Annotated in this window: 20 protein-coding genes and 1 pseudogene; 4 read left to right on the top strand and 17 right to left on the bottom strand. The window is 71.5% G+C overall.

Annotated elements, in window-relative coordinates; translation table 11 throughout:
* Positions 1-53 precede the first annotated feature (53 nt).
* Complete coding sequence (locus tag K6T50_RS01410; RefSeq protein ID WP_222607669.1) at positions 54-425, top strand: nuclear transport factor 2 family protein; 372 nt, start codon at positions 54-56, stop codon at positions 423-425.
* Positions 426-473: 48 nt separating this feature from the next.
* On the opposite strand, the gene K6T50_RS01405 is transcribed toward K6T50_RS01410, so the two are convergent.
* From K6T50_RS01405 to K6T50_RS01355, 11 genes and pseudogenes are all read right to left on the bottom strand, one after another.
* Positions 474-1,577: a DUF63 family protein gene (locus K6T50_RS01405; protein WP_222607668.1), complete on the bottom strand. Its 1,104-nt coding sequence runs from the start codon at positions 1,575-1,577 to the stop codon at positions 474-476.
* Positions 1,578-1,673: 96 nt separating this feature from the next.
* Positions 1,674-1,868: a 30S ribosomal protein S17e gene (locus K6T50_RS01400; RefSeq protein ID WP_222607667.1), complete on the bottom strand. Its 195-nt coding sequence runs from the start codon at positions 1,866-1,868 to the stop codon at positions 1,674-1,676.
* 64 nt (positions 1,869-1,932) lie between these two features.
* Positions 1,933-2,673 (bottom strand): DUF447 domain-containing protein, encoded by a 741-nt coding sequence (locus tag K6T50_RS01395; protein ID WP_222607666.1) that lies wholly within the window; start codon positions 2,671-2,673, stop codon positions 1,933-1,935.
* A complete protein-coding gene (locus K6T50_RS01390; RefSeq protein WP_222607665.1) occupies positions 2,670-3,563 on the bottom strand; it encodes a triphosphoribosyl-dephospho-CoA synthase in 894 nt (297 codons plus the stop codon). Before K6T50_RS01390 ends, K6T50_RS01395 begins: the two co-directional genes overlap by 4 nt.
* Positions 3,560-4,360, bottom strand: coding sequence for a tRNA-dihydrouridine synthase (locus K6T50_RS01385; protein WP_222608783.1), 801 nt, complete (start codon positions 4,358-4,360; stop codon positions 3,560-3,562). The genes K6T50_RS01390 and K6T50_RS01385 overlap by 4 nt, the downstream gene beginning before the upstream one ends.
* Before the next feature lie 65 nt (positions 4,361-4,425).
* Positions 4,426-5,418 (bottom strand): 2-phospho-L-lactate transferase, encoded by a 993-nt coding sequence (gene cofD, locus K6T50_RS01380; protein WP_222607664.1) that lies wholly within the window; start codon positions 5,416-5,418, stop codon positions 4,426-4,428.
* Positions 5,419-5,618: 200 nt separating this feature from the next.
* Positions 5,619-6,092 (bottom strand): nucleoside-diphosphate kinase, encoded by a 474-nt coding sequence (ndk, locus tag K6T50_RS01375; protein WP_222607663.1) that lies wholly within the window; start codon positions 6,090-6,092, stop codon positions 5,619-5,621.
* 2 nt (positions 6,093-6,094) lie between these two features.
* Positions 6,095-6,265: pseudogene (locus tag K6T50_RS01370) on the bottom strand (50S ribosomal protein L24e); the annotation flags it as partial.
* A 4-nt stretch (positions 6,266-6,269) separates the two neighbouring features.
* The gene (locus K6T50_RS01365; protein WP_222607661.1) at positions 6,270-6,494 is read right to left on the bottom strand and encodes a 30S ribosomal protein S28e; all 225 of its coding nucleotides are present in this window, start codon (positions 6,492-6,494) and stop codon (positions 6,270-6,272) included.
* 6 nt (positions 6,495-6,500) lie between these two features.
* A complete protein-coding gene (gene rpl7ae / locus K6T50_RS01360; protein ID WP_159669356.1) occupies positions 6,501-6,863 on the bottom strand; it encodes a 50S ribosomal protein L7Ae in 363 nt (120 codons plus the stop codon).
* A gap of 210 nt (positions 6,864-7,073) precedes the next feature.
* A complete protein-coding gene (locus K6T50_RS01355) occupies positions 7,074-7,775 on the bottom strand; it encodes a cyclase family protein (RefSeq protein ID WP_321170119.1) in 702 nt (233 codons plus the stop codon).
* 140 nt (positions 7,776-7,915) lie between these two features.
* Here K6T50_RS01355 and K6T50_RS01350 point away from each other — a divergent pair, with 140 nt between their 5' ends.
* Positions 7,916-8,110 (top strand): DUF8014 family protein, encoded by a 195-nt coding sequence (locus K6T50_RS01350; protein ID WP_222607660.1) that lies wholly within the window; start codon positions 7,916-7,918, stop codon positions 8,108-8,110.
* On the opposite strand, the gene K6T50_RS01345 is transcribed toward K6T50_RS01350, so the two are convergent.
* From K6T50_RS01345 to K6T50_RS01320, 6 genes are all read right to left on the bottom strand, one after another.
* Entirely contained in the window at positions 8,111-8,845 is a 735-nt protein-coding gene (locus K6T50_RS01345; protein ID WP_222607659.1) for a GNAT family N-acetyltransferase, read from the bottom strand. It abuts the gene before it with no gap.
* 156 nt (positions 8,846-9,001) lie between these two features.
* On the bottom strand, positions 9,002-9,427 hold the full coding sequence (locus tag K6T50_RS01340) for a DUF8055 family protein (RefSeq protein WP_222607658.1): 426 nt from the start codon (positions 9,425-9,427) through the stop codon (positions 9,002-9,004).
* Between the two features lie 7 nt (positions 9,428-9,434).
* Entirely contained in the window at positions 9,435-11,150 is a 1,716-nt protein-coding gene (locus tag K6T50_RS01335; RefSeq protein ID WP_225935347.1) for an FAD-dependent monooxygenase, read from the bottom strand.
* The gene (locus K6T50_RS01330) at positions 11,143-12,894 is read right to left on the bottom strand and encodes an electron transfer flavoprotein subunit alpha/FixB family protein (RefSeq protein ID WP_222607657.1); all 1,752 of its coding nucleotides are present in this window, start codon (positions 12,892-12,894) and stop codon (positions 11,143-11,145) included. The genes K6T50_RS01335 and K6T50_RS01330 overlap by 8 nt, the downstream gene beginning before the upstream one ends.
* A 2-nt stretch (positions 12,895-12,896) precedes the next feature.
* Entirely contained in the window at positions 12,897-13,748 is an 852-nt protein-coding gene (locus K6T50_RS01325) for an electron transfer flavoprotein subunit beta/FixA family protein (RefSeq protein WP_222607656.1), read from the bottom strand.
* A 142-nt stretch (positions 13,749-13,890) separates the two neighbouring features.
* Complete coding sequence (locus tag K6T50_RS01320; protein ID WP_222607655.1) at positions 13,891-14,220, bottom strand: 4Fe-4S dicluster domain-containing protein; 330 nt, start codon at positions 14,218-14,220, stop codon at positions 13,891-13,893.
* Positions 14,221-14,313: 93 nt separating this feature from the next.
* On the opposite strand from K6T50_RS01320, the gene tmcA reads away from it, so the two are divergent.
* Both tmcA and K6T50_RS01310 read left to right on the top strand, forming a co-directional pair.
* Positions 14,314-16,665 (top strand): tRNA(Met) cytidine acetyltransferase TmcA, encoded by a 2,352-nt coding sequence (gene tmcA / locus K6T50_RS01315; protein WP_222607654.1) that lies wholly within the window; start codon positions 14,314-14,316, stop codon positions 16,663-16,665.
* A gap of 101 nt (positions 16,666-16,766) precedes the next feature.
* Positions 16,767-17,258 carry a DUF456 family protein gene (locus K6T50_RS01310; protein WP_222607653.1) on the top strand — a complete coding sequence of 164 codons (492 nt, stop codon included), beginning with the start codon at positions 16,767-16,769 and terminating at the stop codon, positions 17,256-17,258.
* Positions 17,259-17,320 lie beyond the last annotated feature (62 nt).

Below are 17,320 nucleotides of genomic sequence, written 5' to 3'. Positions count from 1 at the left end.
TATCTGACGATACGAAGTTCCCCGTCGCGGTCGAACCGTCGATCCGATCCCGCATGGCATCCACCGGTTCATCGGCCACGACCGAGTCAGTGCTCGACCACCATCTCGACGCGTTCGCGACCCAGGACATGGAGGAGATGCTGGCGGACTACACAGACGACTCCGTCGTCATCACGAACACGGCCGGAACCTTTCACGGCCTCGACGAGATCCGCACGCTGTTCGAGGGGCTGTTCGCGGAGTTCGAACAGGAGGACGTCGACTTCCAGCTGGACCGGAAGGTCGTCGAGGACGACATCGCCTACATCGTCTGGCACGCCGAGACGCCGGACAACAGCTACGAGTTCGCGACCGACACGTTCCACGTCCACGACGGGGTGATCTCGACGCAGACGCTCGGCGCGGTGGTGAACCCGAAGAACTGACCGCGTCCCCGCCCGGGGCGTTCGCGGCCCCGGAACCCGATCCCCGACTCAGATCCCGAACGTCGCGCGCAGCATGTCCCGCGATCCGGGGCCCATCCCGACGGCCGTCACCGCGATGAGCAGCAGCACCGCATAGCGCGGCGACTCCTCGAACAGTTCCTCCTCGAAGATGGCGAGCACGAACACGGCGGCGACGATCTTCACGACGAGGAACGGCCACGCCGCGCCGGCCACGTCGACGATGAACGCGTTCACCGGGTGCTTCGGGACGAGGTTCGGGCCCGCGCCCAGCGCGACCATGTAGTCGAGGCCGACGACGTTCGCGACGCCGTCGAGCGCGTGGGCCGCGAGGACGACGATCCCGGCGGTGCCGGTGCCCGAGTGGACCCACGGGATCCACGCCTTCGTCGCGTACCACGCCGCCGCCGTCGAGACCGCGGTACCGACGAGGATGACGGCGATCACCTGGGGGTAGAACGTCACCGGGTTCCCCGGCGTCGCCGCGAGCGCGACGAGGAAGCCGATCGTGACGACGTTGAGCGCGATCCCGGCGAGGAGGATCGGCCGCTCGATCCCGTCGATCGATCCCCTGCGGTTCAGCCAGACGGCCGCGACGACGACCGCCAGCGTGATCCCGAAGACGGTGAAGTAGATGAACGGGCTGATGATCAGGGTGTCACAGGGGTACGGGAACAGGGTGTCCGCCATCGCGTTGTCGGCGTCCTCGACGACCCGCAGCGCCCCGCCGAAGAGGAAGAAGGGGACGAGCGCGAGGAAGAAGTCAGTCGTCCGGGCGATGTCCAGGCGGCGAAGCAGCAATACGACGCCCGCGAGCGCGACCAACAGGATGAGCACGTACCCGACCTCCGACACGAGGGTGTACCCCGGATACGCGACCGGCTCGGCCGCGGCCGAACACTCCGCGCTGGAGTAGAGGTACTCGACGGTGCTGCCCGGACGGATCGCACACACCGCGGAGTTGGCGTCGGCCTGTACGGGGCCCCAGAAGTAGTGCCAGACGAAGCCGTCGTACACCGCCTCCGGGAACGCGAGCGCGGCAGCGACGATCGCGACGACGGCCGCGGAGACGCCCCCGAGATACGCCGCCTCCGGGGACGTTCCCAGGCGGTCCGCGAACGATGAACTCGACATATCGGGGACGGGCGGCCCTCGTCGTTCAAGCTGTCGGTTGCGTGCGCCGGCGCCGCCGCTCCGCGGTGCGGTTTCCGTGAGAACTCGATGACCCGATTACGCCGAGGCCGCGCTGCCGGCCTTCTTTCGCGTGATGTAGCCCGCGATGCGGTTGCGGACGCCCTTCGACTCCACGTTGGTCAGCTTCTCGACGTTCTCCTTGTTCGTCTCGAAGTCGGTGTTGAACGACTGCGGGTACTTCTCCAGCAGCAGCGTCGCGAGCTGCTTGACGTACTTCGGTTTGATCGCCATGCCCGATCGTACAGGCAACGCGAACTAAAAGCGTTCGTTCCGGGCCGGCTCCGTCGCCCCGTCGCTACCGTCCGTTCGCGTCGTCGCCGTCGCGGTGCCCGTCGCCCCGGCCGCCATCTCGGTTCCCGCCGTCGGCGTCGTCGCCGTGGTCTCGACTCTCCCACCCGCTCGCCTCGCGCAGTCGCTCGAACGCATCGCGCTCGGCGGGACCGCCGCAGCGGTCGACAACGTCCGCGAAGTATCGGAGCCGCGCCAGCAGCTCCCCGGTGTCGTACGCCGGCACGTCCAGCCGGGAGGCGGCGACCGTCGCGTCGATCACCGCGCCGAACCCCCGGTTGATCGTCCGCACGGCCGTCCGTTCGACCGCGGCGTCGGTCACGTACAGGTGCCAGTCGACCCACTCGGTGCCGCCGCGCTCGCCGGCGTCGACGCGTTCGACCTCGACTTCGACCCACGCGTCCGCCGAGTCGAGCACCGGCTCGCCCTCCTCGCGGACCGTCGCCGCGGCGTCGACGAAGTCGCGCGGGTCGGCGACGAACTGGACGACGCCGCCGCCGCGCTCCGTGAAGTTGCGTCGCGTCCGCGTCCGCCCCCAGGTCCGCGCGCGCACCGGCGCGTCCGCGGGTCGGCCGTCGTGTTCGGGGGCGTGGAGACCGAGCGCGGCGAGGTTCCACAGCCCGTTCGGGCCGAGGGTCGCGACCACCGACTCGGTGACGCCCGTCAGATTGACGGGCCAGTCGACCGCCGCGTTGTCGTCGCCGTTGTCGTCGCTGTCGCCGTTGCCTCCGGCGGGGGCGTCGGTCACACCGACACCCCGCGTTCGAGCGCGACGAACAGCGCCGCCGCCGTGACGTCGGCGGTCGTCCCGGGGTTGATCCCGCGCTCGACCAACTCGTCGGCCCACGCCGCCGCCCCGTCGAGCGAGTCGATCTCCCCGGCCCGGTCGCGCACCTCGCGGGCGACATCGGGACCGTGCTGTGTCCGCACGAGGGTGTCCTCCGTCTCCGCGAGCAGGTCGAGGAACGCGCGGGCCGCACGGTCGACGATCGGGCCGTTGTCGGCGGCGATCGCTTCGGCCGCGCGGAACGTCCGGGGGAACCCTGCGACCCACTCGCGGGCGTTCGCGTCGCCGGGGGGTCCCCGGTCGTCGACCGGCGCGGCCGACTCGCGCATCACGTCGAACAGCGTCGTCCCGCGCTCGCGCAGCGCCGGCACCGCGTCGGCGCCGCGGCGCACGTCGAGGGCGTCCATTCCCTCGGGTGGGTCGGAGACCGCCACGTCGACGCGCTCGAACGCGCGGTAGAAGCCCGCGGCGTCGTCGACGGTCGTGCCCTCGCAAACCGCGGCGACGCCGTCGGGCGAGAGCGCGCGGTCCTCGGCCGCGGCCGCGCGCACGAGCGGCGTCAACAGGAGGAGACAGCCGAACTGCGTGTTGCCGCCGGACTGCTCGCTCATGCCGGCGACGGCCGTCTCGAACGCCACGCCGACCGGGTCGCCGGCGGCCGCGCGCTCCAACCCCGGCCGGGCGCCGACGGCGCCCGCGAGGAAGTGCTCGAACCGCAGGGCCGCGAGGTCGCGTGCCCGGTCGACGTTGCCCGGTTTGGGCGTCCCGGCGACCTCCAGCAGCAGCGCGAGTTCGGCGTTGGCCGCCGGGCCGCGCCGTGGTGCGTCCGTGACGGGGCCAGGGTCGGTCACCGTCCCACCTCCGGCGGCCCCGCTTCGGCGGCGACCCCCGGCTGTTCGGCCTCGTCGGTCCACTCGTCGACCGCCGCCCGAACCCGACGGAGCACGCGCTCGGCGTCGCTCGGGCGGCCGACGCTCACCGCGTCGGCGCTGGCCGCGAGGTACTCGCGGACCGTCCGCCGGCCGCGGACGCCGTTGTTCGCGATCACGACCAGTTCGGGCGCCGCGTCCTTCACGACTCCGACGACGCCCTCGGAGTCCATCGCGTCGACGTGGATCGCGTCGGCGCCGGCGTCGGCGACCGCGCCGGCGACCTCGGCGAGATCCACGCTCTGGACCTCCGCGCGGACCTTCACGCTCACGTCGGCGCCGGTCCCGGCCGCCGTGGCGACGTACTCCGACAGGCGGTCGGTGTCGGAAAGCAGCGTCTCGCCGCAGCCGACGGCACACAGCTCCGCCTGTCGGCAGTGGGCGTTCACCTCCACGATCGCGCCGTGGTCGGCACAGACGGCGGCCGCGTCGCGGACCGCGGTCGGGGTCGTCGCGCGGACGTTCACCCCCGCGCGGAGGTCGACCGCGGATCCGACGAGCGCGTCGAGCTGGTCGTCGATCCACGCGAGCGGGTCATCGGGGAGGAACTCGTCGCGGTCGCGGTCGGCGACCATCTCGCGAACGGCCGCGCGGCTCTCCGCGTCCACCGCGATCCCTCCGAGGAACGCCGCCCCGGCGTAGTCGTCGCCGGCTCGCGCCCACTCGGCGTCCGACTCCCCGGAGAGGCTCGCGAGCGCGAGGGGCGGGTCTAACCCCAGATCGGCGGCGGTCGCCGCGGATTCGGCGGCCCCCACGGTCGCCGGCGGTTCCGCGTCGCCGCCGGTCACCCGACCACCTCCAGCGCCTCACGGCAGGCGCGCGCGACTCGCTCGGCGTCGTCGGCCTCGTCGATCCGCGTATCGGTGCGGACGACCGGCCGGTCGAGGTCGGTTCCGTCCGCGTCGTCGAGCACGAACGCGTCGGCGAACGGGTACGCGTCGGCGACGCCCGCGGTGCTCGGCTCGCGACCGACGCCGCGCATGAGGTCGGCCGCCGGGCCGGAGAACACGCGGTCCTCGACGAACGGCGAGACGGCGACGACGCTCGTCCCCGCGAGCGCCTCGCGGACGCCCTCGAGCGCGAGCATCGGGCCGATGCTCGTGACCGGGTTCGACGGGCCGATAACCACCTCGTCGCGGAGGGCCGCGCGGACGGCGTCGGTCGGCTCGGCCGCGTCGCTTCCGCGGAACTCGACGTCCTCCACGGCGGGCTCGCCGCGCTGTGCGACCCAGTACTCCTGAAAGTGCATCGACCCGTCCTCGGTGTGAACGATCGTGGCGACGGGGTCGTCGCTCATCGGGATCAGGTCGACGTCGAGGTCGAACGCCTCGGCGAGCGTTCGCGTGACCGCGGTGAGCGAGCGTCCCTCGTCGAGCAGCGAGGTGCGCGTGACGTGGACCGCGCGGTCGCGGTCCCCGATCTCCATGAACTCCGCGACGCCCGAGAAGCGACGCCACCGAGCGATCTCTCGGCCCGTTATCTGTGCCTCCTCTGGGAGGTAGCGCGGGCCGGCGTCGAGGCCCGCGGCGTCGGCGAGTCGTTCGAGTTCCTCGTGAGTCTCGGTCGTGTCGTCGGCGATCCCCCACCACCGCTCCGTGTCGAGGACGCCGCCGCCGTGGAACAACACCGTGTCCACGTCCGGGCACACGAGGTGGCCGCCGATCTCCACGTCGTCGCCGGTGTTCCCGACGACGGTCGTCTCGGCGGGATCGAACACGCCCGCGGCGCCGTCGAGGAGCTTCGGCGTGCCGGTGCCGCCGGCGAGGAACGTGACCATGGCCGGAGTTACACGGCGGTCGGCTTGTATGCTGTCGTTGGGGACGGGGATCGCGGGGCCGCCACCCGTCGCCTCCCTGGCGACCGGGCGTGTCGGGAACGCGAAAGGACGGGGACGGACCGGCCGCTATGGACGTGATTCGCGTCGATAAATCGGGAACCGCAAACCGCAGTCGAGCGACGCGGCCGTCGCGAGCGGCGTTACTCGTCCTCGTAGACCCACGACGCGGCGTCGAGGTCCCAGTCGACGAGCTCGTCCTCGTCGAAGAAGAGGGCGATCTCGCGCTCGTTTGCGCCCTCGTCCTCGTGGTCGGAGCCGTGGATGACGTTGTGGCCGAGATCGAGGCCGAAGTCGCCGCGGATCGTGCCCGGGGCGGAGTCGGCGGGGTCGGTCTCGCCCATCATCTTCCGGACCTGACGGGTGGCGTCGGCGCCCTCCCAGACCATCGCGAAGACGGGTCCGGAGGTGATGAACTCGACGAGGCCCTCGAAGAACGGCTTGCCCTCGTGCTCGCCGTAGTGCTCGTGGGCCAGGTCCTCGTCGATCTGCATGAACTTCGCGCCGACGAGCTTCAGGCCGCGCTGCTCGAACCGGGAGACGACGTCCCCGATGAGCCCGCGCTGAACGCCGTCGGGCTTGACCATCACGAACGTCCGCTCGTCGTGCTCGCTCATTCGCGGCCCTCCGCCGTCCAGTCGAGGTCGCGCGCCTCGCGACCCAGGTCCGCGTTCTTCTCGCACTTCGCCGAACAGAAGTGCGTGACGCTGCCGTCGACGGCGACGAACATCGTGCCCGTGCCGGGTTCGATGTCGGCGCCGCAGTAGTCGCAGTCTCGTTGCTGGGGCATTGGCTTACTGACCTCCGATGGAGTCGGCGTCGCGCTGGGTCTCGCGCAGCTGGAGGATGTCCCCCATCCGGACGGGACCCAGGACGTTCCGCGTGATGATGCGGCCCTGGTTTTCGCCCTCCTGGATGCGGCACTTGACCTGCATGGCCTCGCCGTGCATCCCGGTCTTGCCGACGATCTCGACGACCTCGGCGGGCGTGGAGCCGCTCTCTTGCTCTTCAGCGGACATGGTGGCTTACCGCAGTTCCTCGACCTTCCCGGCGATGTCGTCGATGTCCTCCTCGGCGTCGCCCGTCTCGGTGACGGCGGCGGCCGCGGAGCCGACCTCGAGGCCGGCGGCGTGGCCGACATCGTCCTGCGTCTCGATGAAGACGTAGGCGATGCCCTTCTCCTCGCACAGCTCGGGGAGGTGCATGACGATCTCTTCGGGCTCGACGTCCTCGGCGATGTACACGAGCTTGGCGTTGCCGCGCTCGACCGCCTTGGTCGTCTCGTTGGTTCCTTTCTTCACGATGCCGGTGTCGCGGGCGACCTCGAGCGCGTCGAGGCTTCGTTCCGCGAGGTCCGCAGGGGTCTCGTAGTCGACGTAGACTGACATTGTTGTGTGGCTTCCCGCTCGGTGGCTCGACACCTCCGCCGGTCGTAAGTTCCCTGACGACGGAGCGGGTCACGACCCCGAGCAGGTCGTACTCCATCGGTAGTCGGGATGGCGGTATAAACGTGTTCAATGCTTCGCGCCCGTGTGAGCCCCCACCACGACACTTCCCGGCAGCGTCCGATCGGCGGACGGGACGGCTTCCGCGCCGGCTCAGTGGGCTCGCGATGGTCGCTCGGCGACCGCCCGAACCGGCGCGCCGTCGGCGTCGACGCGGAGGGGATACGCGCGCAGCGTGAACCGCTCGGGCAGGTCCGCCGAGAGATCCAGGTTCTCGACGATGAACGTCCCCGCGCCGAGGAGTTCGTGGTGCGCGGGCACGCCCTCGGGCTCCGCGTTCGCCTCCCCGGCACGTTCGGTCGGCGTCGGGTCCGGGTTGATCGTGTCCAGCCCGACGGCGCAGTCGAGATCCGCGATGTGCCGTGCGGCCTCCGGGCTCAGGTACGGATGGTCGAAGTAGCGCTCGTCGCCCCAGTACGCGCCCCAGCCGGTTCGGAGGACGAGCATATCGATATCGGCGTCGAGGTCGTCCCCGTCCGGGAGCATCGCGGGTTCGATGGCCTCGCGCGCGTCGAGCACGGGGTCGTCGGCTGAGTCGCGCCCCCCGCCCGCGAGGTCGACCAGCCGCGCGTCGAACCGGAAATCCGCGATCCCGTACTCGTCGAGCGTCGCCCCCTCGGGCTCCATGTGCGCCGGCGCGTCGATGTGCGTCCCGACGTGGGTGGTGAACGAGAGGTGCGTGACGCGGTAGCCGTCCGAGTCCATCGTCGCGCTCGCGTCGGCCGAGACGCCGGGGTCGCCAGGGTAGACGGGCATCCCCGGCTCGATCGGTCGCGTGAGGTCCATGGGGTCCATACCCGAACGCCGCGGCCCGGTACCCTGAACGTGGCGACAGCGACTCCCGGACGGAGTCGGGACCGCCGATGGAGTGGATCCGCGGAATACCTCGATCCGGCGATGGAGTAAACCCGACTGACCACGAACCCTGGACCGAGATGGCCGAGTCCGCGGGCGACGGGGGCGACGAGAAACAGTGCGCCGAGGAGGGCTGCACGCGGGAGGCCGCGGTACGGCTGTACGTCCCGTGGGAGGCCGACCGCGACGTGTGCGCCGCCCACGGGCGGGTGCTCGCCCAGCGTGACGGGGTGGTCGCGGAACCGCTTCCCGGCGACGGGAACGGGTGGGGCTGATCAGTCGATCCGCTTGGCGAGCATGAGCTCGTCCACGTACTCGCCGTCGATCTTGTAGTGCCGCTCCCGGACGGCCTCCCGCTCCCACCCGTGGGCCACGAGGAACTCGACGGCGTCCGCGTTCGTCGCGGGCACGCTGTTGTACAGCTTCTCGAAGCCGTTGTCGGCGGCCCACGACTCGCCGCGCGCCAGGAGCGTCGACCCGATCCCCTTGCCCCTGTACTCCGGAAGGAGCCCGACGGTCAACACCGCGGTGTGGCTCAGCTTCTCCGCCTCGGGCAACTCGAGGTGGACCCACCCGATGACGTCGTCGTCGACGGCGGCGACGAAGAACAGCCGCGACCCGAGCTCGTTGTGTCGCAGGACGACCTCGTCGTGCTCGATGATGTCCGCCACCGTCTCCGCCTCGATGTAGGTCCCCTCCTCGGCGACCTCGCGGATGGCGCCGACGAGCCCGCCGAGGTCGCGCTGTGCGGCCATCCGGACCGTGTACGTGAACCCGTTCGCCTCGTGGTCGCTCGTGTCCTCCTCCTCGTAGGCGACGCTCAGGCGGTCGTCCTCCCAGGTAAGGTAACCGTCGCGGACCAGCACGGTCGCGTGGTGGCCGAACGCCGTCGGGTCCATGTTGAGCGCCCGCCGCGCCTCCCGCTCGTGGACCGTCCCGTGCTCCTCGACGTACTCGTACAGGTCCCGCCGGTCGTCGTGGCTGAACGACAACTGCTCGGTCAGTTCCATGGCTCCTGTTAACACACCACTACACTTAATGATAGTCCGTCGGGGTCGGGGGACAGACACGTCGACCCGGCGAGTTCCGGTTCGTCGCGATCGAGGGTCCACCCGGCAGCCGGCGTTCTCGCCGGGCGTCGCCGCCCGTGGTCCCCGCCCGTCGCGCTACCCGTCTCCGGGGGCGGGAACGCCCGTGAGCACCCGCGCCGTCGCGACGATGTCGTGGGTGTCGAGCAGCGCCTCCGCGGCGGTACGAACCGGAACACCCGGGTCGCACTCGACGCCGTAGCGCCGCGCGTACACGACGAGCCAGTCGTTGCAGGCGCGGTCGAGGTCGCCGAGTCCCTCCACCGAGAGGCGCTCGACGTTCCCGGTTCGCGCCTCGATGTACCGCGCGACCACGGGACCGAGCCCGTCGCGGGCGGCGTCCGCGGCCGCGGCCTCGTCCGGTACCTCGGCCGACTCGGATCGCTCCCGGGCCGTCGCCGCCCGGGCGGTGAGCGCGGCGATGTCCGACTCGCGGCCGGCGTCGGCGTCCGTTTCCCGGTCCACCTCGCCGCCCGTCTCGCCGTCCACCTGGCCCTCGTTCATCCGTCCGTCACCCCTGTCGGAAGTCCACGCCCTTGCCGCCGCGGGGGTGCGTCCACTCCGTGTCGGCGACGACGGCGCAGGTGCCGCACTCGACGCACGGCTGCGTGTCGAGGCTCACGACGCGCTCCTCGTCGCCGTTCGCGCGGACGGTTTCCTCGCGGTAGCAGCCGCCGCCGAAGCCCTCGGCGCTCACGGGGCACGCGGTCACGGCCGTGCCGCTGGCCTCGAATGAGTTGTCCATCAGCTCGATGTGCGGGTTGCCCACGTCCGTGTCGTAGGTGAGGTCGCCGATGCGCTCCTCCAGCGACGGCGGGTCGGCGTCGTTGTCGCCCCGAACCGGCTCGCCGAGCTCCTCCGCGAGCACCCGCGGGACGGTCGCGTAGGCGGTCCGCGTGTCCGGGAGCGCTCCGAGCAGGAACGGGGAGTTGAACGCGCGCTCGACGACGCCGCCGGCGATCCGGACGCCGAGGCGACCCAGTCGCGAACCCGCGAGGTCGTCGACCGCGTCGGCGACGACCTCGCGCTCGCCGAACCGCCCGAGCGCCTCGTACCGCCGGGGTCTGAGCTTCCCGTACAGGCCGGAGTCGTGGAGCCGTCGCTCGTATCGCTCGCCCGCGCTCTCGGGCTGGCGGCGGTTGCGGGCCTCGATGTACGCCTCGGCGGCGAGCCCGCCCGCGGAGACGGCGTGGTTCATCCCCTTGATGATCGGCCCCTGCGCCTGCATCTGGCCCGCGGCGTCGCCGACGAGCAGCAGGCGCCCCTCGTGGGGCGAGGGGTGGGCGACCTTCTTGGAGTCCGGGACGAGCTTCGCCGAGTACTCGCGCTCGTCGTACTCGTCGTACTCGTCGGGCAGCCACTGTCCGAGGTGGGGATGGGTGAGCAGCGCGTCGAGGAGCTCCTGGGGCTCGGCGCGCTCTGCCGCGAGGCTGTCGAGGTGGAACACCGTCCCGATCGACAGCGAGTCGCGGTTCGTGTAGAGGAAGCCGCCGCCGCGGACGCCCTCGAACAGGTCGCCGGCGAACAGGCGGGCGACGCCCTCGTCGTCGTCGATGCCGAACCGGTCGTTCACCTCCTCGGGGGGAACATCGACGACGGCCTTGACGCCCTGGAACCACTCCTCGGGCTCGTCCCAGTCCATCAGCCCCGCGTCGCGGGCGAGTTCGCTGTTCACGCCGTCGGCCGCGACGATCAGGTCCGCGCGGATCGGGTCGAGCTCGTCGCAGGTGACGCCGACGATCTCGCCGCCCTCGCGAAGCAGGCCGTTCACGCGCACGCCCGTCAGGAGGCCGCCGCCGGCCTCGACGGTCCGCTCGTGGACGCGCTCTGCGACCCACGAGTCCATGGGTCGCCGGAGCACCGAGTCGCACCACTCGGTGTCGTGGTGGTGGACGCCGCCGAGGTCGACGGTGTGGACCTTTCCGTCGGCGAGGTTGTCCATGTAGTTGCGGGTGACGGGCCGCTCGGTCGCTTCGTCGCGGAAGCCCGGAAACAGCCCGTCGAGCGTGTAGGGGGCGGATTCCTCGGCGTACAGCAGACCACCCGAGACGTTCTTCGAGCCGGCCTCGACGCCCCGCTCCAGGACGAGCGTCTCGACGCCGTTCTCGGCGAGGACCGCCGCGGCGGCCGCGCCGCCCGGACCGCCCCCGACGACGACCGCCTCGAACGACTCCCCGCCGTCGACGGCGGCCGACGAGTCGAAGCCGACCTCGTCCATGTTACTCATCGAGCTCACCCCCGGCGTCGCCGGCGACGGTCCCGCCGTCGGTCGCGGGCTCCCCGGCCCCGCCGTCGGCGAGCGCCTCGGCGTCGACGCTCCCCGTCTTCACCGCCTCCGTCAGCCGCGGGAGCACCTCGAAGAGGTCGCCCTCAACGAAGTAGTCACACCAGTCGTGGATCCGGGCGTCCGGGTCGGTGTTCACGGCGACGATGGTGTCGGCCTCGTCACAGCCCACCTTGTGCTGGACCGCCCCGGAGATCCCCGCGGCGATGTAGACGGACGGCTCAACCACTTGTCCGGTCTCGCCGATCTGGCGCTCCTCGGCGGTGTACTCCTCGACATGGCCGTCGAAGCTGTACGAGCCGGTGACGATGCCGCGGGAGACGCCCACGGCGGCGTCATCGAACGCGTCGGCCAGTTCGAGCGCGAGTTCCATCCCGCGCGTCGGGTCGTCGCCGATGCCCCGGCCGACGGCGACGACCACGTCGTGACCCGAGAGGTCGACGCCGCCGTCGAGGCGATCGAACTCCGTCACCTCGACGCGGAACCAGCCGTCGTCGAGGTCGCCCTCGTGTTCGATCACCTCACCCTCGCGCCCGGGGCCCGGGTCGGGAACCTCGAAGCTGCCGGGGATAACCGAGCCGCCCTGCGGGTGGAACTCCCGGTCGGGGTTGTCGAGACAGAGGATGGTCGAGTACTCGAACCCGGAGAAGTCCGGCCGCTTCATGTGCAGGACGCGCTCGAACGTTCGGGTGGTCCCCGGCGCCCCGGTCTTCACCGGGTTGGAGATACCCACGTCGTCGATGAACAGCCCCGAGCAGTCGGACGCCAGCCCGGAGTCGAGCTCCGCCTGCACCAGCGCCGAGAGGTCGCGGCCGTTGTGCGTCGCCGGGAACAGCACGTATCTCGGCTCGTCGTAGTCGCGCCAGTCGGCGTTGTCGGGGGGCGAAGCCTCGCGGTCCTCGTCGCGGGCGGGCGGGTCGGCGCCCCACCGGGCCATGTCCGCGAACACTTCCGTATACGGCTTGTGCTGGAACCGCGCGAGCCGGTCGTCCTCGTGGTAGACGACTACGTCCGCCCCCAGTTCGATGCACTCGTCGACGTGGTCGGCCACGTCGTCGCCGATCAGGACCGCGACGACGCGCTCGTCGTCCCCGTCGTCGCCGACGTAGTCGTCGTTGTAGCCGTCCATCAGCTCCCGCGCCTTCCCGAGCATCTCGCGGGACACGTCGAGCAGGTCGCCCGCCTGCGTCTCGCAGTACACCCACATGTCGCGGTAGGTGCCGTCCTCCAGCGCCCTGACGTGGCGTTTGTCCGCGGTCGGGTGGTCCAACTCGGGGTGGCGCTCCTCCGGCGGTTCGCGGTCGGTCTCCGCGCCCCCGGTCTCGCCCTCCTCTCCCCCCTCGACGGAGTCGAGGCGACGGTCGATCAGCCGGAGGACGGTGTCTCTGTCCTCGCCGTCGACCTCGCGCTCGCGGAGGTCGCGCAGGCGCTCGGGGTCGTCGACGTTCTGCAGCGCGTTGCCGATGTCCGCCACCGACATCGCGTCGAGATCGATCTCGCCATCGTCGCCGCCGTCGTCCTCGGACACCTGCTCCAACCTGCTCTCGATGACGGTGATCACGGCGTCGCGGTTGTCGCCGTCGCGCTCGGCCTCAAGGACCGCGCGGAGTTCCGCCGGGTCGTCGATCGACTGGACCTTCGGGCCGAGCTCGGAGACGTCGAACTCGGCGGGGTCGAACTCGGGCACGCTCAGTCACCCCCCGCGTGCGGCGTCAGTTCCTCGACGACCTCGCCCAGCGCCTCCGGATCCGTCGGGTCGACCTCGGTCGCCTCCCGCTCGGCGGGCGCTCGCGGGATCGGATCGACCGAGGAGACGATCGTCGGCGACCCGTCCAGGCCGACGTAGTCCGGGTCGAGGTTCAGCTCCTCGTGGTCCCAGTAGGTGACGTGTTCGTCGATGTCGGCGGCTCGCTCTCGCGCCTCCTCCCGGAGCCGCTTGCGTTCGAGCCGGTGACGGGCCGTCCGGTAGGACGGCTCGAACTCCGGGTCGGCGACGACGAACGCCGGCAGCGACGTCTCCACCGTCTCGATCTCCTCGATATCGCCCTCGACGAGTCGCTTCGCGCGCAGCGTCCGCTCCTCCGGGTCGATGTCGAGCGCGACGACGTGGGTGACGATCGGTATGTCGAGCCCCCAGCACGTCTGCGGCCCGGTGTGTCCCGTCTCCCCGTCGGCGGTCTTGAACCCCGCGAACACGAGGTCCGGCTCGCCGAGGTGCTCGATGGCCGTCGCGAGCGTGATCGCCGTCGCCCACGTGTCGGCCGCGGCGAACTGCTTGTCCGAGACGAGATAGCAGTCGTCGGCGTACACCGACTCCATCGCCTCCTGGAGCACGTCCTCGTACCCGGGCGGGCCCATACTCATCACGCTCACGCGCCCGCCGTGTCGAACGCGGGTCTGGAGCGCCGCCCGCAACGCGTGCTCGTCGTTCGGGTTCATCACCGTCGGGGTGTTCCCCCGCTCCAAGTGTCCGTCCTCGTCGAAGGCGACCTTCCCCTCGCGGAAGTCGGGGACTCCCTTCGTCATCACGACTGTGTGCATTGGTACCACTAATCTATCTAATGTCACGAGTCGAAAGTAAACGTTTCTCCGTCGTCGCCCCCGCCGGCCCCCAGAAGCGCCGCTCTCGGTCCGCGTCGATCGCGCCGCCGGCCTCACGCTCGGCGTTCGCCCCGGTCGCGAGTCAGATCCGCCCCGCCCGCCCCGCGTCCACGTCGATGGCGTCCACCGGGCACACGTCGACGCAGATCATGCAGTCGATGCACTGGTCCTCGTTGGCGGGGTCGGCCTTCAACTCGCTCTCCGGGTGGCCGGGGCTGTCCACCCACTCGAACACGTCGACGGGACAGTCCTCCAGACAGGCGCCGTCGGCGAGACAGATGTCGAAGTCGACGGCGACGTGGGTCCCGTGGATCCCCAGCTCCTCCGGCTCGTCGACCGGCCCCCAGACGGCGTGGCCCTCGTGCTCGTCGACCTGCTCGCGGTTCTCCTCGAAGCTCGGGTCTATGGGCATCGCTACCTATGCACACTCTCACACGAGTAGTTAAACATGGGTGTCGGTCCCGGCGACGGAAAGACCCAACTCGGGACGCGGGAAACCGGAGGTATGGACATCGCCGCCCTCGCCTCCCTCGCCGCCGACCTCGGGACGGAGGCGCGTCGGACGAACCAGCGGCGCCTGCTCGTCCTCCACGGCGACCGGGACGCCTGCTTCGACGCCGCCTTCACCGCCGTCGAGTCCGCCGACATCGCGGACGAGGAGACGACGCTCCTGTCGACCCGCGAGGGGTTCCGCTTCGAGCGCCACCGGCCGAAACACGCCAAGCGACTGCTCGGGACCACCCGCGAGGCTGTGATCCTCGACGCGTTCGCGGAGTTCTCGCCCGACGTCGTCGGTCAGTCCGTCGGTGCCGTCGACGGCGGCGGCCTCTACGTCCTCCTCGCGCCGCCGCTCGACGAGTGGCCCGACCGCCGCGACGACTTCGACGAGTCGCTCGCCGTCCCGCCGTTCGGCCTCGACGACGTGTCCGGTCGCTTCCGCACGCGGCTGGTCGAGACGCTCCGGACGCACCCTGGCGTCGCGATCGTCGGGGTCGGCGACGACGCCGCTGACGGCGACGCCGACGACGCGGCCGATGACAGCGCGGCCGATGGCACCGCCGCGGACATCGAACGGGACGGCCTCACCGGCGACGACGCGCCCCCGGCCGAACCGGGACCGTCCGTCCCCGACGCCGCGGCGTTCCCGGCCGTCGCCTACGAGTCGTGTCTCACCCGGGACCAGTCGCGCGCGCTGTCGTCGCTGGAGCGGCTTCGAACCGGAACCCCCGAGCAAGCCGAGGCGGTCGTGGTCGAGGCCGACCGCGGTCGCGGGAAATCCAGCGCCGCGGGCCTCGCCGCCGCGAACCTCGCGCTCGACGGCCGCGACGTGCTCGTAACTGCGCCCTCGTTCGGCGGCGCCGCGGCGCTGTTCGAGCGCGCTCGCGCCCTGCTCGACGACCTCGACGCGTCGCTGGCGGTCGACGAGGAACGACGGATCGAGGTCGGGGCGTCCGCCGACGAACCGTCGGTAGATCCGACCGGACGCGGCCGGATCCGCTACCTCCCGCCAGCGGAGGCGGCCGAGGCCGCCGGCGACGCCGACGTGGCGATCGCAGACGAGGCGGCCGCGCTCCCGGTGCGCCTGCTCGCGGACCTGCTCGCGGCGCCCGCCGCGGCGTTCGTCACGACCGTCCACGGCTACGAGGGCGCCGGCCGGGGCTTCTCGGTCCGCTTTCGCGACCGGCTCGACGAGTCGGACCGCCGCGTCACCGACGTACGGATGGACGACCCGATCCGCTACGCCCGGGGCGACCCGGTCGAGGGGTGGGCGTTCCGCGCGCTCATGCTCGACGCCCGACCCCCGGTCGACGAGGCGGTCGCCGACGCGGATCCCGAGACCGTCGACTACCGCGCGCTCGACGGGGACGACCTCCTCGCCGACGAGCACCTGCTCTCGGAGGCGTTCGGCCTGCTGGTGCTCGCGCACTACCGTACCGAACCCGACGACCTCGCGCGCCTGCTGGACGCGCCGAACCTCTCGGTTCGCGCGCTGACACACGAGGGGCACGTCGTCTCGGTCGCACTGCTGGCGCGGGAGGGCGGCCTCGACGCCGCGACTCGCGAAGCGATGTACGACGGGGAGCGTGTCCGCGGCAACATGCTCCCGGACGTGCTGACGAGCCAGCTTCGCGACCCCGAGGCGGCCGCGCCGACCGGCCTGCGCGTCATGCGTATCGCGACCCATCACGCCGTCCGGAGCCGCGGGCTGGGCTCGCGGCTGCTCCGGGAGATCGAGCGGGAGACCGGCGACGACGTGGACTACCTCGGCACGGGGTTCGGCGCGACGCCCGGCCTGCTCGACTTCTGGGCCGAGAACGGGTACCGGACGGTTCACCTCGCGACCACGCGCAACGCCGCGAGCGGAGAGCACTCGGCGCTCATGATGGCCCCGACGAGCGACGACGGACGGGCGCTCGCGCGCCGACACGCCCGCTGGTTCCGCGAGCGGATCGGCGCGGTCCTCTCGGACGCCCTGCGCGATCTCGACCCGGACGTGGTCCGCGCCGCGCTCGCCACCTGCGACGCCGACGGCGAGGCCGTCGTCGACGTGTCCGAGTACGAGTGGCGTCTCACGGTCGCGGCGGCGTACGGCCCCGGCCTCGCGGACGCGGCGCCGCGACCGTTCCGGCAGCTCGCGCTCGCGCACTTGCTCGATCAGGAGGCGGATCTCTCCGCCCGAGCGGAGCGCCTGCTCGTTCGGAAAGTATTGCAGGCGCGCGAATGGGAGCGCGTCGCCGAGGGACTCGACTACGTCTCGACGGCCGAGTGCATGCGGAGCCTCGGTCGCGCGCTCCAGCCCCTCGTGGACCGCTACGGCGACGAGGCGGCGTTCGCCGAGCGCGATCGATACGAGTAGCGAGGGAGTCGGGAGGGAGCTGGGAGGGACCCCGCGGGAGCGAGGGTGGACCAGTCGGAACCGCGCCCGCACTTATCCCCGTCGCCCGCCAATTCCGGTCCATGGTCGATCCCGTCGTCCTCGTCGCGCTCGCCCTCCTCGTCGCCGGCGTCGTCGGGAGCGTCGTCCCGATTGTGCCGGCCGGCCCGCTCTCGGTCGCGGGCGTCCTCGTCTACTACGTCCTCGCGCCGCCGTCGGCGCCGACGCTAGGGCTCGGCTGGGTGATCGTCTTCACGCTCGTCGGGCTAACCGCCTTCGCCGTCGAACACCTCGGCGGCCCGCTCGCCTCGAAGGCGGGCGGCGCCGAGCCCGTCACGATGGTGGCGGCGGGGCTCGCGTCGCTCGTCCTGTTGTTCGTCGTCGGCCCGCTCGGCATCCTCGTCGGCACCGTCGGCGTCGTGTTCGCTGCGGAGCTGCGCGCCGGGAAGGCGCCCGGCGAGGCCGCCCGAGCGGCCGCCTTCACCGTCGCCGGGATGCTCGCGTCGTCGGTCGCGCAGCTCGCGTTGACGCTGTCGATACTCGCCGGGTTCGTCGTGGTCGTCTTCGTGTTTTGAGCGCGCGATCGGTCACCGCCCCGGCCGAGCCGCATCCGCGGCGTGGCCGGCGACGCGGCCGG

This window comes from Halobaculum magnesiiphilum, assembly GCF_019823105.1.
GTDB lineage: Archaea > Halobacteriota > Halobacteria > Halobacteriales > Haloferacaceae > Halobaculum > Halobaculum magnesiiphilum.
This window is presented reverse-complemented; position numbering and strand designations above follow the sequence as displayed.

What these genes read in the sequence shown, in the direction of transcription:
- K6T50_RS01335 (WP_225935347.1), bottom strand. Translation starts at nt 11,150, where the DNA reads ATGAGTAACATGGACGAGGTCGGCTTCGACTCGTCGGCCGCCGTCGAC.
- K6T50_RS01320 (WP_222607655.1), bottom strand. Translation starts at nt 14,220, where the DNA reads ATGCCCATAGACCCGAGCTTCGAGGAGAACCGCGAGCAGGTCGACGAG.
- ndk (WP_222607663.1), bottom strand. Translation starts at nt 6,092, where the DNA reads ATGAGCGAGCACGACGAGCGGACGTTCGTGATGGTCAAGCCCGACGGC.
- rpl7ae (WP_159669356.1), bottom strand. Translation starts at nt 6,863, where the DNA reads ATGTCAGTCTACGTCGACTACGAGACCCCTGCGGACCTCGCGGAACGA.
- K6T50_RS01405 (WP_222607668.1), bottom strand. Translation starts at nt 1,577, where the DNA reads ATGTCGAGTTCATCGTTCGCGGACCGCCTGGGAACGTCCCCGGAGGCG.
- K6T50_RS01340 (WP_222607658.1), bottom strand. Translation starts at nt 9,427, where the DNA reads ATGAACGAGGGCCAGGTGGACGGCGAGACGGGCGGCGAGGTGGACCGG.
- K6T50_RS01310 (WP_222607653.1), top strand. Translation starts at nt 16,767, where the DNA reads ATGGTCGATCCCGTCGTCCTCGTCGCGCTCGCCCTCCTCGTCGCCGGC.
- K6T50_RS01325 (WP_222607656.1), bottom strand. Translation starts at nt 13,748, where the DNA reads ATGCACACAGTCGTGATGACGAAGGGAGTCCCCGACTTCCGCGAGGGG.
- K6T50_RS01350 (WP_222607660.1), top strand. Translation starts at nt 7,916, where the DNA reads ATGGCCGAGTCCGCGGGCGACGGGGGCGACGAGAAACAGTGCGCCGAG.
- K6T50_RS01345 (WP_222607659.1), bottom strand. Translation starts at nt 8,845, where the DNA reads ATGGAACTGACCGAGCAGTTGTCGTTCAGCCACGACGACCGGCGGGAC.
- K6T50_RS01355 (WP_321170119.1), bottom strand. Translation starts at nt 7,775, where the DNA reads ATGGACCCCATGGACCTCACGCGACCGATCGAGCCGGGGATGCCCGTC.
- K6T50_RS01410 (WP_222607669.1), top strand. Translation starts at nt 54, where the DNA reads ATGGCATCCACCGGTTCATCGGCCACGACCGAGTCAGTGCTCGACCAC.
- cofD (WP_222607664.1), bottom strand. Translation starts at nt 5,418, where the DNA reads ATGGTCACGTTCCTCGCCGGCGGCACCGGCACGCCGAAGCTCCTCGAC.
- tmcA (WP_222607654.1), top strand. Translation starts at nt 14,314, where the DNA reads ATGGACATCGCCGCCCTCGCCTCCCTCGCCGCCGACCTCGGGACGGAG.
- K6T50_RS01400 (WP_222607667.1), bottom strand. Translation starts at nt 1,868, where the DNA reads ATGGCGATCAAACCGAAGTACGTCAAGCAGCTCGCGACGCTGCTGCTG.
- K6T50_RS01365 (WP_222607661.1), bottom strand. Translation starts at nt 6,494, where the DNA reads ATGTCCGCTGAAGAGCAAGAGAGCGGCTCCACGCCCGCCGAGGTCGTC.